Here is a 13,361-nt window from a genome sequence, read left to right as displayed (position 1 = left end):
TCAATCGCCGGCGGGGCTGGATGCGCCCGGGAAACTCAGCCCGTCCGGCGTTTGAGGACACGGCCGAAGGCTGTACGGGGGCGTCGCCCCCTGGGGCGAGGGTGACGTGCTCTGTGCGGGCTGCCCGCGGGGCTCCGCCCCGGACCCCGCGCCTCAAGCGCCGGCGGGGCTGGATGTGCCCGGGAAACTCAGCCCGTCCGGCGTTTGAGGACACGGCCGAAGGCCGTACGGGCGCGTCGCCCCCAGCGACCCGAGGACCTCCTTCGCCTCCGTCATCACCCGTTCCACCAGCTCCGCACAGCTCGGCAGGTCGTCGATCACCCCCGCCACCTGGCCCGCCGCCATCACCCCCAGGTCCGTCCGTCCCTGGACCATCGACGCCTTCAGCAGCATCGGGGTGTTCGCGGCGAGCAGGACCTGGCTCCAGGCGAGCTCCCTGCCGTGCTTCATGGCCAGGCCGTCGCGGATCATCTGAGACCAGCTCAGGCCGGAGATCCTCCGGAAGCCCGCCGCCCGGCGGACCGCCTGTGCCAGCGCCCTCGTACGGCCCGCCCGCTCGAGCGAGTCGACCAGCTCCGTACGGAGCATCCGGTGCGGCAGCCCGTCGACCGCCGTCGTCACGACGACGTCCTTCACGGTCGCCGCCAGGTATCGCGCCTTGACCGCGTCCGGCACCGTCGAGTCCGAGGTCAGCAGGAACCGCGTGCCCATCGCGACGCCCGCCGCGCCGAAGGCGAGCGCCGCCACCAGGCCCCGGCCGTCGTGGAAGCCGCCCGCCGCGATCACCGGGATGTCGACCGCGTCCACGACCTGCGGGAGCAGCACGGTCGTCGCCACCTCGCCGGTGTGCCCGCCGCCCTCGCCGCCCTGCACGATCACCGCGTCCGCGCCCCAGGCCGCGACCTTCTCGGCGTGCCGCCGGGCGCCGACGGAGGGGATCACGATCACGCCCGCGTCCTTCAGCTCGGCGATCAGCTCCCGGGAGGGCGCGAGGGCGAAGGAGGCGACCCGTACCCCCTCCTCGACGATGATCCGGACCCGTTCGCGGGCGTCGGACGCGTCGGCGCGGAGATTGACCCCGAACGGCGCGTCCGTACGGGACTTGACCTCGCGCACCGCCTGCCGCAGCTGGTCGAGAGTCATCGTCGCCGAGGCGAGGATCCCGAGCGCGCCCGCCTCGGCGGACGCGGACACCAGCCGCGGCCCGGCCACCCACCCCATGCCGGTCTGCACGATCGGCGCCGCGACCCCGGTCAGCTCGGTCAGAGCCGTCTCCATCAGGCCCGCACCTCCCGCTCGCGCAGCGCGCCGGGGTCGATCACCTCGCGGATCAGCCGGAGCTCGCCGGCGGTCGGCTCGCGGGTGTACGGGACCTCCTCGGCGATCACGAGATCGAAGCCCGTCGCCTGCCTGACCTGCTCGACGTCCACCCCGGGGTGCAGCGACGCCAGCCGCATCGCGTGGTCGGGCGTCTCGAAGTCGAAGACGCCGAGGTCGCTGACGACGCGGGGCAGACGGTGGAAGCGGGCCCCGGCCGCGCGGTCGTAGCCGACGCCGCTGACCATGTCGACCTTCTCGACGAAGACCCGCGCGGAGTGCCTGGGCACCCAGTAGCTCACCGGGTTGTTCAGGGTGTTGACGGGCGCGCCGCGCACCCCGAGCAGCTGGCGCGCGGGCCGGGCCCAGTCGCCGATGCAGGAGATGTTCTGGTTGCCGTAGCGGTCGATCTGGCTGGCGCCCATCATCACGTGCCGCCGCCCGCCGGTCACCATCGTCAGATGGCGGCGGTACGGCAGCCAGCCCTCGACCGTCCCGTCGAGCGCGACCAGCATCGCCTCGCCGTCGGTGAGCAGCAGATCGGGCGAGAAGGTGCGCTTGGCCAGCCGGGCCCCGAACGACGGGATCAGCCCCATGGGGCTGGCGAGGATCTCGCCGGCGCCGCGCCATGCCTCGGCGCAGGCGATCACGCAGTACTCGGCCCGGGTGGCCGGGGCGAGGGGGACGCGGTCCGCGGCGGTCGCTGTGCTGCTCAACTCTGCTCCTCCTGCCAGGTCCGTACGGCGCGCTGATAGTCGTGCTCGCTCGCGCCGGAGAGGAAGCGGGCCGAGAACTCGGGCCAGGGCGTCGTCGCGTACAGCTTCTGGAACGCCTCGTCCCTGCCCTGGTCGGGGGCGCAGGAGGTGAAGTGCGCGCCGCCCGGGGCCTCGACGACCCCGTTCACCGTGTGCCGGCTGACCAGCAGCGTCTGCGGGGCCGCGGCCTTGGTCAGCTCGGCGGTCTCGACGATCTCCTCGCACGACAGATACGCGGCGTCGGCCGCCTCGCAGAACAGGTCGTCGAAGTACGGGTCGGGCCCGAGGTACTGGCCGTTGCCGAGCCGGTCGGCGCGGTTGAGGTGGACGAGCGCCGCGTCCATCCGCAGCGCGGGCACGGCGACGAGCTCCTCGCCGTCCTCGTACGGGGAAGTGACCGTGCGCAGCTCGGGGTTGACCCGCATGACGTCCGAGCCGGCGCCCGCCCGGACGGGCAGGAAGGGCAGCCGGTTGGCGCCCGCGTGCAGGCCCCACATGAACATCGCCTCGTCGAGCTCCGTCAGTTCGAAGGCCCCGCGCTCGCGGGCCGCCCGGAAGTGCGGCTCCAGCGGGATCGAGTCGAGGGTGACGAAGGCGGTGACGAGCCTGCGGATCCGGCCGGCGGCGGCGAGGAGGCCGACGTCGGGGCCGCCGTACGACACCACCGTGAGATCGGTGATCTCGGAACGGAGCAGTGCCCGCACCAGGGCCATCGGCTTGCGGCGCGAGCCCCAGCCGCCGATGCCGAGGGTCATCCCGCTGCTGAGCCGGCCGACGACCTCCTCGGGCGTCATTGTCTTGTCGGTCCTGTCGGTCCCGTCGGTCACTGCTGCCGCTCCTTCCCGAAGGCGTCCCGGACGCGGTCGCCGACTCCGCTGAGGCCGGCCTCGTAGGTGAAGCCCTGCTCGAAGCGGTAGCTGCGGCGTACGTCGACGGGGTCGATGCCGTTGATGGCGGCCTTGGCCAGCCGGAGCAGGCTGCCGTCCTTCCGAGCGATCTCCCGGGCCAGCTCCAGGGCCGCGTCGGCCAGGCCTTCGCGCGGGACGACCTGCCAGACCGAGCCGTGGGCGTGCAGCTCCCGCGCGGAGACGGTGCGCGAGGTGAAGTACAGGGCGCGCATCAGATGCTGGGGGACCAGCCGGGCCAGATGGGTGGCCGCGCCGAGCGCGCCCCGGTCCAGCTCCGGGAGCCCGAACACGGCGTCGTCGGAGGCGACGATCGCGTCCGCGTTGCCGACGAGGCCGATGCCGCCGCCGAGGCAGAAGCCGTTCACCGCGGCGACGACGGGCGTCTCGCACTCGTAGACGGCGGCGAACGCCTCGTAGCAGCCGCGGTTCGCGCCCAGCAGGGCTTGGTGGCCCGTGTCCCGCTGGAGCTCCTTGATGTCGACGCCCGCGTTGAAGCCGCGGCCCTCGGCGGCCAGGACGACGCAGCGGATCTCCCGGTCGCGCCCGGCGGCGCGCAGCGCGTCGGCGAGGTCGTACCAGCCTTGTACGGGAAGGGCGTTGACGGGTGGGAAGTCGACCGTGATGGCTGCGATGCCCTTCTCGGGGCGTGCGGTGGAGACACCCATGAGCGGATCAGCTACCTTTCCACCAAACGTTTGTTAGGTGACTGCTAGGTGAGGAAGGTAGCAGCCGATGGAGCTGGACGGGAGGGTCGCCGTCGTCACCGGCGGCACGCGCGGCGTGGGCGCGGGCATCGCGCGGGCGTTCCTCGAGGCGGGGGCCGAGGTGGTGGTCTGCGCGCGCCGGCCGCCCGAAGTCCCGCTCCCGGGCGTGGTGTTCGCACCGCTCGATCTGCGCGACCCGGTCGCGGTGGGGGAGTTCTTCGCCGAGGTCGCGGGCCGGCGCGGACGGCTGGACGTCCTGGTCAACAACGCGGGCGGGACGCCGTACCGGCTCCTCGCCGAAGGCGCCGGATCGCACGGGGGCCCGGGCGCGACGACGGGCGGGGGCGCAGCGGGACGCTCGGGCGGGGGTCCGGCAGCGGGCGGGCGCTCGGGCTTGGGCGGCGCGGCCCGCCACGCCCGCGTGATCGAGCTCAACCTCGTCGCGCCGCTGACCGCCTCGCTCGCCGCGTACGAGTACCTCAAGGCGTCCCACGGCTCGATCGTCATGATCGGCAGCGTCAGCGGCGGCCGCCCCTCGCCCGGCTCCGCCGCGTACGGCGCGGCGAAGGCCGGAGTGGAGAGCCTGGCCCGGTCCATGGCGGTGGAGTGGGCCCCCGAGGTCCGGGTGAACACGCTCGTGCTCGGCATGGTCCGCACCGAGCTGTCCGCCCTGCACTACGGCGACGAGGAGGGCGTCGCCGCGGTCGGCCGCACGGTGCCGCTCGGGCGGCTCGCCGAGCCCTCGGACGTCGGCGACGCGGCCGTCTTCCTCGCCTCCGACCGCGCGGCCTACATCAGCGGGGCGAGCCTGCTCGTGCACGGAGGCGGCGAGCGCCCCGCCTTCCTCGACGCCTCGACCGCCGACAAGGAGAAGTGAGATGACCGGAATCTGCGCGGATCGCGTCGTGATCGTCACCGGCGCCGGCCGCGGCCTCGGCCGGGCCCATGCCCTCGCCTACGCCGCCGAGGGCGCGAAGGTCGTCGTCAACGACCTCGGCGTCGGCCTCGACGGCGCAGGCGGCTCCCTCGCCCCCGCCGAGCAGGTCGTCGCCGAGATCAGGGCGGCGGGCGGCGAGGCGGTGGCGCACGGCGGCGACGTCGCCACGACCGAGGGCGCGGCCTCGCTGGTGGCCGCCGCCCTGGAGACGTACGGCCGGCTCGACACCCTCGTCAACAACGCCGGGTTCCTGCGCGACCGGATGCTCGTCAACCTCCCCGAGGACGACTGGGACGCGGTCATACGAGTCCACGTCAAGGGCCACTTCCTGCCGCTCAAGCACGCTGCCGCGCACTGGCGCGCCGAGGCCAAGGCGGGCCGCCCCACCGCCGCCAGGGTCGTCAACACCACGTCCGGGGCGGGGCTGCTGGGCAGCGTCGGCCAGGGAAGCTACTCCGCCGCCAAGGCCGGGATCGTCGGCCTCACGCTGGTGGCGTCGGCGGAGCTGGCGCCGTACGGCGTCCAGGTCAACGCCATCGCGCCGGCGGCCCGCACCCGGATGACCGAGGAGGCCTTCGCCGCCCTGTCCGCGCTCCCCGAGGACGTCTCGCCGCTCGTCGTCTGGCTCGGCGCGGCCGGCTGCGAGGGCGTGACCGGGCGGGTCTTCGAGGCCGAGGCGGGCCGCATCACCGTCATGGAGGGCTGGCGCCCGGGGCCGACCGCCGACAAGGGCGAGCGCTGGAGCCCGGCGGAGGCGGGCGAGACGGCACGAAAGCTGCTGGGACGGGCCGCGCCGGCGGGACCGGTGTACGGGGCGCGATAACCGCGCAAACAGCGCGTCAGGTGAAGAGCCGGCCTGGCTCAGACGGCCCAATTCAGCCCCGCGCACCTGGTTCGGAGGGGCCTCCTCCCGGCTCGGGTCGCCTGTCCGGCCCTGCTGGTGTTTGTGGCGGCGTGGTTCAGAGGGGCCTTCTCCAGGTTCGGGTGGCCAAGTCCAGCCCCGCCGGCGATTGAGGCGGCCTGGTTCGAAGGGGCTTCCTCCCGGCTCGGGTGGCCAAGTCCAGCCCCGCCGGCGATTGAGGCGGCCTGCCTCGGAGCGGCCTCATCCAGGCTCAGGTGGCCAAATCCAGCCTCGTGGGGGTCCCCCGGACGAAGTCAGGCGCGGGGTCTGGGGCGGTGCCCCGGCAGGTCCAGGCCGCCCGTCACCCGCGCCCTAGTGGCAGCGCGGATGCGTCCGCTCGAGGCGGCGCCGGAGCCGGGCGTCCTGGATGTGCCGTATGGCGTCCGCCGCCGTCTGCCGGGCGTGGCCGTCCGGCTGGGCGTCCGCCAGGAGGCGGGTCAGCGCCGTCGCCGCGCGCGGGTCCTGACGCTTCGCCAGGCCCCTGGCCGCCTCCGCCGCGGTGTCCGCGTCCTGGTCGTCCAGCCGCGCCGCCAGCGCCTCGCGGATCGCGTGGCCGTCGGCGTCCAGGTGCGCGAGCGCCGTGGTCGCCCAGTCCCTGACCCGCGGGTCCGCGTCCTGGCTGAGCGCGAGCAGCGCCGCGACGCCCTCCGCGTGGTCGCCCGGCACCAGACCGAACAGCGCCAGCGCCACCTGGTTGCGCACCTCCGGGTCCGGGTGCCCGGCGTACCGCAGGATCTCCGGCAGCGCGGCCGGGTCCCCGTGGTGCCCGAGCCCCAGCACGACCGCCTTGATCAGCTCGGGCTCCCGCGCCTCCCGGGCCAGCTCGCGCAGCAGCGGCAGCGCCCGCGCCGCGAACGGCCGCTGGGACGCCTCGCCCCCGTCCGGACCCGGGGTCGCGAACCCCAGCTGCGCCAGCACGTCCGCCGCGAACGCCTGCCGCATCGGATCGTCGCTCGCGCACCACGCGGCCGCCGCCTGGAAGGTCTCCTCGTCGCCGCGCCCCCACAGGGCCAGCACCGACTCCACCCAGTCGTCCTGCTCGGGATCCCCGCACCGCAGGGCGCGCCCGGCCAGATCCGCGTACGGCGTCTGGACTCCCAACTCGCTCTCCAGCAGCGTCGCGATGGCGCCGTGCCCGGTCTGCTGCTCGTCGCCGGCCAGCGGCTCCCCGTCCCGCAGCAGGTCGACGACGACGGTCACCCCGCCGTCCTCCTCGACCCGGCGGGCGACGGTCTCGTAAGACTGCGGCGCCGGCTCGGCCGCCCGCTCCCGGAACATCCGCACCAGCCGCTCCCTGAGATCGCCCTCCACATCCCGGTCGAGCCACCGCCGCGCCTCCGCCAGCGCCTCCTGCCTGCCGCTCGCGCCGTGCCGCAGCAGCACCCGGACCGTCGACGCGGAGCCCCGGCGGGCGGCCGTCACCAGCGGCGGCTCCCCGTCGGGCCCCGGCAGGTCCGGGTCCGCGCCGTACTCCAGGAGCGCCTCCACCGTCCCGGCGTGCCCCAGCTTCACCGCCCAGCGCAGCGCCGTGAAGCCGTACGCCTCCGCCAGGTCGGCCCGCGCCCCGGCGGCGAGCAGCGCCCGCACCACGTCCGTGTGCCCGCCGACCGCGGCGCCGCACAGCGGCAGGTCCCCTCCGTCGGGGCCGCTGGCGCGGTCGGGCGAGGCCCCCGCGGCCAGCAGCAGCCGGACCAGGCCCGCCTCGTCGCTCACGGCCGCCAGATACAGCGGCGTCTGCCCCTCCTCGTCGGCGACGTCGACGGGGGCGCCGGCCCGCAGGAGCCGTACGACGGCGTCGTCGTCGCCGCTGCGCACCGCGGCGAACAGTTCGCTCACGCCCGCTGTCGGCTCTTTCGTCATGCTTCGACCCTACGGTCGTCCGGTCAGGTGTCGCATTCGAGAATGGTCCGGCACAGCCCGCAGCGGGCCCGCACCCGCCCGCGCACGGGAACGCGGATGCGCTGGTGGCAGGTGGGGCACGGGAAGCTGACGCGCATTCCCTCCGGCCCGGGCTCGAAGGCGTACGGCGAGGAGTCGTCCGCGCCGGCGGCGCCCGGGTGCTCGACGGCGTACCGCCGGTCCTTGGCGTAGCGGTGGCGGCCCGCCCAGCCCCCGGTGGTCAGCGGGGGCTGCCGGGCGTCCCGCAGCGCCTGGGCGCGGCCCTTGGTGTACGCGGTGTAGCCCTGCGGGCTGGTGAACCAGGCGGACGGGTCCTCGTCGAAGGCCGTCGCCCGCTTGGCGAGCACATAGCCGAACTCCTCCGGCGTGAGGTAGCCCAGCTTCTGGCTGGAGACGCCGTCCTCGCGGAACGCGTCGAGCAGCAGCCAGCCCGCGCCCAGATAGGTCGTGGCGGTGTCGGTGAGGATCTCGTTGTCCCGGGTGCCGGGGAACGACAGGTCCAGACGGTGCAGCACGATGTGCATGATCTCGTGCGCGAGGGCCGCGCCGATGTCCCTGCGGTGGGTGCGGAACCGGTCGTTCAGCTCGATGAAGTACTCCGGGCCCGCGGTCAGTTCCACGCTCGCCGCATGGTGCATGTCCCGGAAGCTCACGATCATCCGGGCGTCGGGCAGCTTCAGATGCTGGACCAGCGCGCGGGCCACGCGCTGCGCGCCCAGGTGCAGGTCGTCCTGGTCGGAGAAGGCCGCGTCGGCGGGGAGCACGCTCGGCGCGTAGGACCGCACGCCGTCGGGCGAGAGCCGCCGGTAGAGCGCGGTGATCGCCGCGCGGACGGTGTCCAGATGCGGAAAGCCGTGTACGACCTCGCTGCCGCTCACCACGTCCCCGTACCCCCCTGCACGACGGTCGGCATGACTCAACTGTACGGCTCCCGCGAGCGCGTCCCCGCTGGCGACGGTGGCTGAAAAGTACTCCTTGTCGGACCCCTTGCGCAGTCTTCATAATCCGGACCACGCCTTGTCGGGCCCATGTCAGATATGTGGTTCGTCGCATGGGTCCTGCATCCGCGTACCTTTCAACCCCCCACGAAAGGCAGACCGTTGATGCAACTCCTTCGCGCGCTCAAGAGATGCGCCGTCGCCGGCGCCGTCGCTCTCGCCGCGTTCAGCCTGACGCCCAACTCGGCCTTCGCCGCCACCCCGCCCGTCGTCGGCGGAACCCGCGCCGCCCAGGGCGAGTTCCCCTTCATGGTCCGGCTCTCCATGGGCTGCGGCGGCTCTCTGCTCACCCAGCAGATCGTGCTCACCGCCGCCCACTGTGTGAGCGGCTCCGGCAACAACACCAGCATCACCGCGACCGCGGGCGTCGTCGACCTGCAGAGCTCCAGCGCCATCAAGGTCAGGTCGACCAAGGTCCTTCAGGCCCCCGGCTACAACGGCACCGGCAAGGACTGGGCGCTGATCAAGCTCGCCCGGCCCATCAACCTGCCCACGCTGAAGATCGCCGAGACCAAGGCGTACGACAACGGCACCTTCGACGTCGCGGGCTGGGGCTCCGCCCGCGAAGGCGGTCCGCAGCAGCGCTACCTGCTCAAGGCGAAGGTTCCCTTCGTCAGCGACGCCAGCTGCAAGCAGGCGTACCCCTCGCTCGTCGCCGGCGAGGAGATCTGCGCCGGTCTGCCGCAGGGCGGCGTCGACACCTGCCAGGGCGACTCGGGCGGCCCGATGTTCCGCAAGGACAACGACAACCAGTGGATCCAGGTCGGCATAGTCAGCTGGGGCGAGGGCTGCGCCAGGCCCGGCCTCCCCGGCGTCTACACCGAGGTGTCCACGTTCGCCGCGGCGATCAAGTCCGCGGCGGCCGGTCTGTAGTCGGTCCGCTCTGTAGTCGGTCGGCTTCGTAGTCAGCCGGTTCTGCAGTCAGCCGGTTGTGCAGCCGGTCGGCTCTGCAGCCGGTCAGCAATTCCCTCGGCTGGTTCCCTCGGCCGGCTCACTCGGCCGGTTCGCCGGCCGTGGCCCCGCCCCAGACCTCCGGTTCAGCCTCCACGCCCCGCCGGCGTGCGAGGAGCGGGGGTCCGGGGCGGGATCCCCTGGCCGCGTCAGGCCGAGCGAAGGGGCGGGGGCAGGGCGGCGTCACCTCAGCCGCACACCCGCTCCCGCCTTCTCCGTCTCCAGCACCCACAGCTCGTTCGTCCCCTCCCGCAGCACGGGCCCCGGCACGAACAGCGCGCTCTGCGGTCCCGCCGCCCAGTAGCGCCCCGCGCAGAAGCCGTTCACCCAGACGAAGCCCCGGGTCCAGCCGGGCAGTTCGAGCCAGGCGTCGCCGGGGGAGGCGGTCTCGAAGCCGCCCCGGTACAGGCCGGGCGCGCCGGGCGCCGCCGCCGCGAAGGGGACCTTGTCGATCGCGCCCGGCTCGTCGAAGGCGGCCAGCCGCAGCCCCCGGGCCCGTACGCCGTGCAGATACTGCCGCTCGTGCAGCACGCCGCCGGTGATCCCCTTGGGCTCGCCCGTCAGCGGGCCGTAGTTGACCCGCCCCAGCGACTCCACCCACAGGTCCACCACGGCGGGCCCGGCCACCGGCTCCTCCAGCGCCGGGCGACGCTCGCTCAGCACGCCCGCCCGCACCCCGTCGACGTACACCACGGCCAGATCCCGCAGCCCGGTCGCGCTCAGCGGATACGGCGCGCGCGGGCCGGGGATCCGCACCCGGTAGCGGACCAGGCCGCGGTCCACGCCCAGCTCCTCGAAGGCGGGCGGCGCCGGGCCCTCCCACTCCTCGTCGCCGAGCGCCTCCAGCACGTCCTCCAGCGCGGCCCACTCGCCCGGCTCCACCGTCACCGGCGCGCCGAGCGCGGCGGGAGGCGGCGGCGGCTCGGGCAGCGGCCCGCGCCGGTACTCCGCGAGCACCTCGCGGAACAGCCAGAACTTCTCCGTCGGCCGGCCCCGCTCGTCGATCGGCGCGTCGTAGTCGTACGACGTGACGTCCGGCTCGAGCGCGCCCATGTGCACCTCGCCGCCGCGGTTGGCCCCCGCCCAGCCGGCGAAGCTCGTGCCGCCGTGCGCCATATAGAGGTTGACCGAGGCCCCGCACTCCAGGATCTCCCGCAGCGCCTCGGCCGCGTCGGCCGGGTCGCGTACGACGTGCTCCCCGCCCCAGTGGTCGAACCAGCCGCACCAGAACTCCATGCACATCAGCGGACCCGACGGCTGGTGGCGGCGCAGCGTCGCGAACGCCTCCGTCGCCCCCGACCCGAAGTTCGCCGTCGCGAGGACCCCCGGCAGCGAGCCCCCGGTGAGCATGTGGTCCTCGGGCCCGTCCGAGGTGAACAGCGGCACGCGCACCCCGCAGCCGCGCAGCAGCTCGGCCAGGTGGCGCAGATAGGCCTGGTCGGATCCGTAGCTGCCGTACTCGTTCTCGACCTGGACCATGATCACCGGGCCGCCCGCGTCCGCCTGGCGCGCGGTGACCTGCGGCAGCAGCCGGGTGAACCAGCGCTCCACATGGCCCAGATACTCCGGGTCCTCCGTGCGCACGCGCCGCCCCAGCCGGCCGGTCAGCCAGTGCGGCAGCCCGCCGTTGTCCCACTCGGCGCAGATGTACGGCCCCGGCCGCACGATCGCCCACAGCCCCGCGGCCCGCGCCGCGTCCAGGAACCGGCCGAGCGCCTCCGGGTCCGCGTACCGGCCGGGCTCGGGCTCGTGCAGATTCCACGGGACGTACGTCTCGACGCAGTTGAGCCCCATCGCCCGCAGCATCGCCAGCCGGTGGCCCCACTGCGCCTCGTGCACCCGGAAGTAGTGCAGCGCCCCCGACAGCAGCCGCACCGGCTCCCCGTCCACGAGGAAGTCCCTCTCGCCCACAGTGAACTCAGCCACGAACCCGCCCCTCGTCCGGTCACGTACCCGCGACCCACCTTCGCCCTCTGGCGGCGAGAGGGTCCATGGACAAAGATCGGCGCTGGTTGGACGCAACGCGGCGGCTCGGGCCCGAAGAAGGGACGAAGGCGGATGTACCACACCTGGATGCGCTATTTCACCCCCAGTCCCGTCCACCACCGTCTCGGACTGGTCTGCCTCGGCGTCGGCCTCCAGCACGGCACGCTGCCGACCGTCGGCCCCAGGACCCTGGACCACCACGTCGCCGTCGTGATCAACGCGGGCAGCGGCTGGTTCCGCGGGCCCGACGGACGGCGCACCGCGGTCACCGCCCCCGCCGTGCTCTGGCTCACCCCCGGCGTCCCGCACCACTACGGCCCCGATCCGCACGGCGGCTGGGACGAGAGCTTCGTCGACTTCTCCGGCCCCGCCACCACGACCTACACCGAGCTGGGCTACATCGAGCCCGACCGGCCCGTCGTCCCCCTCTGCGACACCGCAGCGGCCCGCGCCGCCGTCGGCCGCATCGCGCGCGCGGCCCGGCGGGGCAACCCGCTGCTGGAGGTCGAGACCGGCGCGGCCGTCCACGAGCTCCTCGTCGCCCTGCGCCGCGACCGCGCCGACACCAACGCCGAGGGCGACCCGGTCCTGACCGCGCTCGCCCGCGACGCGTTCCAGCCGCTCTCCGTCGCCGAGCACGCGGCCCGGCACGGCATGACCCCCGCCGAGCTGCGCACGGCGGTCCGCCGGGGAGCGGGCTGCAGCCCCAAGGACTACCTCCTCGGCATCCGCCTCGGCCGGGCCAAGGAACTGCTCGCGGCCACCGAGCTGCCCGTCGCGGCCGTCGCCCGCCGGGTCGGCTACGAGGACCCCGCGTACTTCTCCCGGCTCTTCACCCGCCGCGTCGGCACGGCCCCCGTGCGCTTCAGAGAGCAGCAGGGCAGAGCCGTCCCCGGCGGCTGGAGCAACCGCGTGCCCGACCCCGAGCACCCGCCGACGATTCCCACCTGACCTGGCCGTCGTAAGCTCGCTGACCATGACCACGAGGGACATCGACGAGAACGTGCGGGCCGAGCTGACCCGCCTGCGCGAGAGCATCGACAACATCGACGCGGCTGTCGTCCATATGCTCGCGGAGCGCTTCAAGTGCACGCAGCAGGTCGGCCATCTCAAGGCACAGCACCATCTGCCGCCCGCCGACCCGGCCCGCGAGTCGCGCCAGATCGAGCGCCTGCGCCAGCTCGCCGAGAGCGCGCGCCTGGACCCGGCCTTCGCCGAGAAGCTGCTGAACTTCATCATCGCGGAGGTCATCCGCCACCACGAGACGATCGCGGCGAAGCCGACGAGCGAGGCGGGCGACGGGAGCGACGGCGGGGTGTGAGTCTGCGCGGGGCGCGGGGTGGAGGGTACGGCCCCGAGGCCGTGCGGGGGTACGGGGTAACGACCCCGAACCCGGGGGGTACGGCCCCGAGGCCGCGCCCGCGCCCGGGGGACGGGCGGTGCGCCGTGCGGCGGGGTTCGCGCCCCGCGGCTGTGCCCGCGCCCTGCGGACCGGCGGCGCTTCGTGCGGCCGTGCCCGCGCCCGCGGTCTCGCCCCGCGCCCCTCGGCTGTGCCCGCTCCTCGGGGTCCGGCGGTGCCCCCCCCCGCGGCGGGTCCGCGCCGCGCGGCTGTGCCCGCGTCCCCTGGTCGTGTCCGCGTCCGCGGTTCGGCCCTGCGCCCTTCGGCTGCGCCCGCTCCCCGCGGACCGACGGTGCGTCCCACGGCATGCCCGCGCCCCACGCCTCGGCGGCGCTCGCCACGGCGCCGGTTCGCGCACCTCGGTCGTGCGCGTTTCCCGCGGCTGCGCGCGCGTCCTGCGGCCGTGCCCGAGCCCCTCGCCCCGCCCGCGCCCCCGCAGCCGGTCCGCGCACCGCGGCCGTGCCGGTGCCCTTCGGCCGTGCGCGTCCCGCGGCTGTGCCCCGCGCCCCGGGGATGGACTGGGGGCAGCAGATCTTCGCCAGCGCCGACCTGGGCAGCAGCACGGCCACCGACAGCTCCAAGAGCGTGTCCAACGCCCTGGTGCTG

Annotated in this window: 12 protein-coding genes; 5 read left to right on the top strand and 7 right to left on the bottom strand. The window is 74.4% G+C overall.

Going from position 1 to position 13,361, the window contains the following annotated elements:
- Positions 1-153: 153 nt before the first annotated feature.
- The 4 genes from AB0M39_RS32730 to AB0M39_RS32715 are packed head-to-tail and all read right to left on the bottom strand — an operon-like array spanning position 154 to position 3,645.
- Positions 154-1,278: a nitronate monooxygenase gene (locus tag AB0M39_RS32730; RefSeq protein WP_365370198.1), complete on the bottom strand. Its 1,125-nt coding sequence runs from the start codon at positions 1,276-1,278 to the stop codon at positions 154-156.
- The gene (locus AB0M39_RS32725; protein ID WP_365370196.1) at positions 1,278-2,033 is read right to left on the bottom strand and encodes a CoA-transferase; all 756 of its coding nucleotides are present in this window, start codon (positions 2,031-2,033) and stop codon (positions 1,278-1,280) included. Before AB0M39_RS32725 ends, AB0M39_RS32730 begins: the two co-directional genes overlap by 1 nt.
- Positions 2,030-2,866, bottom strand: coding sequence for a CoA-transferase (locus tag AB0M39_RS32720; protein ID WP_365370228.1), 837 nt, complete (start codon positions 2,864-2,866; stop codon positions 2,030-2,032). Before AB0M39_RS32720 ends, AB0M39_RS32725 begins: the two co-directional genes overlap by 4 nt.
- A 29-nt stretch (positions 2,867-2,895) precedes the next feature.
- Complete coding sequence (locus tag AB0M39_RS32715; protein WP_365370194.1) at positions 2,896-3,645, bottom strand: enoyl-CoA hydratase family protein; 750 nt, start codon at positions 3,643-3,645, stop codon at positions 2,896-2,898.
- 67 nt (positions 3,646-3,712) lie between these two features.
- Here AB0M39_RS32715 and AB0M39_RS32710 point away from each other — a divergent pair, with 67 nt between their 5' ends.
- Together AB0M39_RS32710 and AB0M39_RS32705 are read left to right on the top strand one after the other, a co-directional pair.
- Positions 3,713-4,561, top strand: a complete 849-nt coding sequence (locus AB0M39_RS32710; RefSeq protein WP_365370192.1) for an SDR family oxidoreductase — start codon at positions 3,713-3,715, stop codon at positions 4,559-4,561.
- 1 nt (position 4,562) lies between these two features.
- Positions 4,563-5,444: an SDR family oxidoreductase gene (locus AB0M39_RS32705; protein ID WP_365370190.1), complete on the top strand. Its 882-nt coding sequence runs from the start codon at positions 4,563-4,565 to the stop codon at positions 5,442-5,444.
- 390 nt (positions 5,445-5,834) lie between these two features.
- Here AB0M39_RS32705 and AB0M39_RS32700 read toward each other — a convergent pair whose 3' ends face one another.
- A complete protein-coding gene (locus AB0M39_RS32700; protein ID WP_365370188.1) occupies positions 5,835-7,382 on the bottom strand; it encodes an ankyrin repeat domain-containing protein in 1,548 nt (515 codons plus the stop codon).
- 23 nt (positions 7,383-7,405) lie between these two features.
- Positions 7,406-8,302, bottom strand: a complete 897-nt coding sequence (locus AB0M39_RS32695) for a hypothetical protein (protein ID WP_365370186.1) — start codon at positions 8,300-8,302, stop codon at positions 7,406-7,408.
- Between the two features lie 222 nt (positions 8,303-8,524).
- Here AB0M39_RS32695 and AB0M39_RS32690 point away from each other — a divergent pair, with 222 nt between their 5' ends.
- Positions 8,525-9,292 carry a serine protease gene (locus AB0M39_RS32690; protein ID WP_365370184.1) on the top strand — a complete coding sequence of 256 codons (768 nt, stop codon included), beginning with the start codon at positions 8,525-8,527 and terminating at the stop codon, positions 9,290-9,292.
- A gap of 261 nt (positions 9,293-9,553) precedes the next feature.
- Here the strand turns inward: AB0M39_RS32690 and AB0M39_RS32685 are convergent, their stop codons facing one another.
- On the bottom strand, positions 9,554-11,296 hold the full coding sequence (locus tag AB0M39_RS32685; protein WP_365370182.1) for a beta-galactosidase family protein: 1,743 nt from the start codon (positions 11,294-11,296) through the stop codon (positions 9,554-9,556).
- 132 nt (positions 11,297-11,428) lie between these two features.
- Between AB0M39_RS32685 and AB0M39_RS32680 the strand changes: the two genes are divergently transcribed.
- Positions 11,429-12,307 (top strand): AraC family transcriptional regulator, encoded by an 879-nt coding sequence (locus tag AB0M39_RS32680; protein WP_365370180.1) that lies wholly within the window; start codon positions 11,429-11,431, stop codon positions 12,305-12,307.
- A gap of 25 nt (positions 12,308-12,332) precedes the next feature.
- Positions 12,333-12,677, top strand: a complete 345-nt coding sequence (locus AB0M39_RS32675) for a chorismate mutase (protein WP_365370178.1) — start codon at positions 12,333-12,335, stop codon at positions 12,675-12,677.
- The last annotated feature ends 684 nt before the right edge of the window (positions 12,678-13,361 follow it).

The organism is Streptomyces sp. NPDC051907, from assembly GCF_040681075.1.
Classification (GTDB): domain Bacteria; phylum Actinomycetota; class Actinomycetes; order Streptomycetales; family Streptomycetaceae; genus Streptomyces.
The sequence above is the reverse complement of the archived record's forward strand: the minus strand, read 5'-3'. Positions and strand labels throughout refer to the sequence as shown.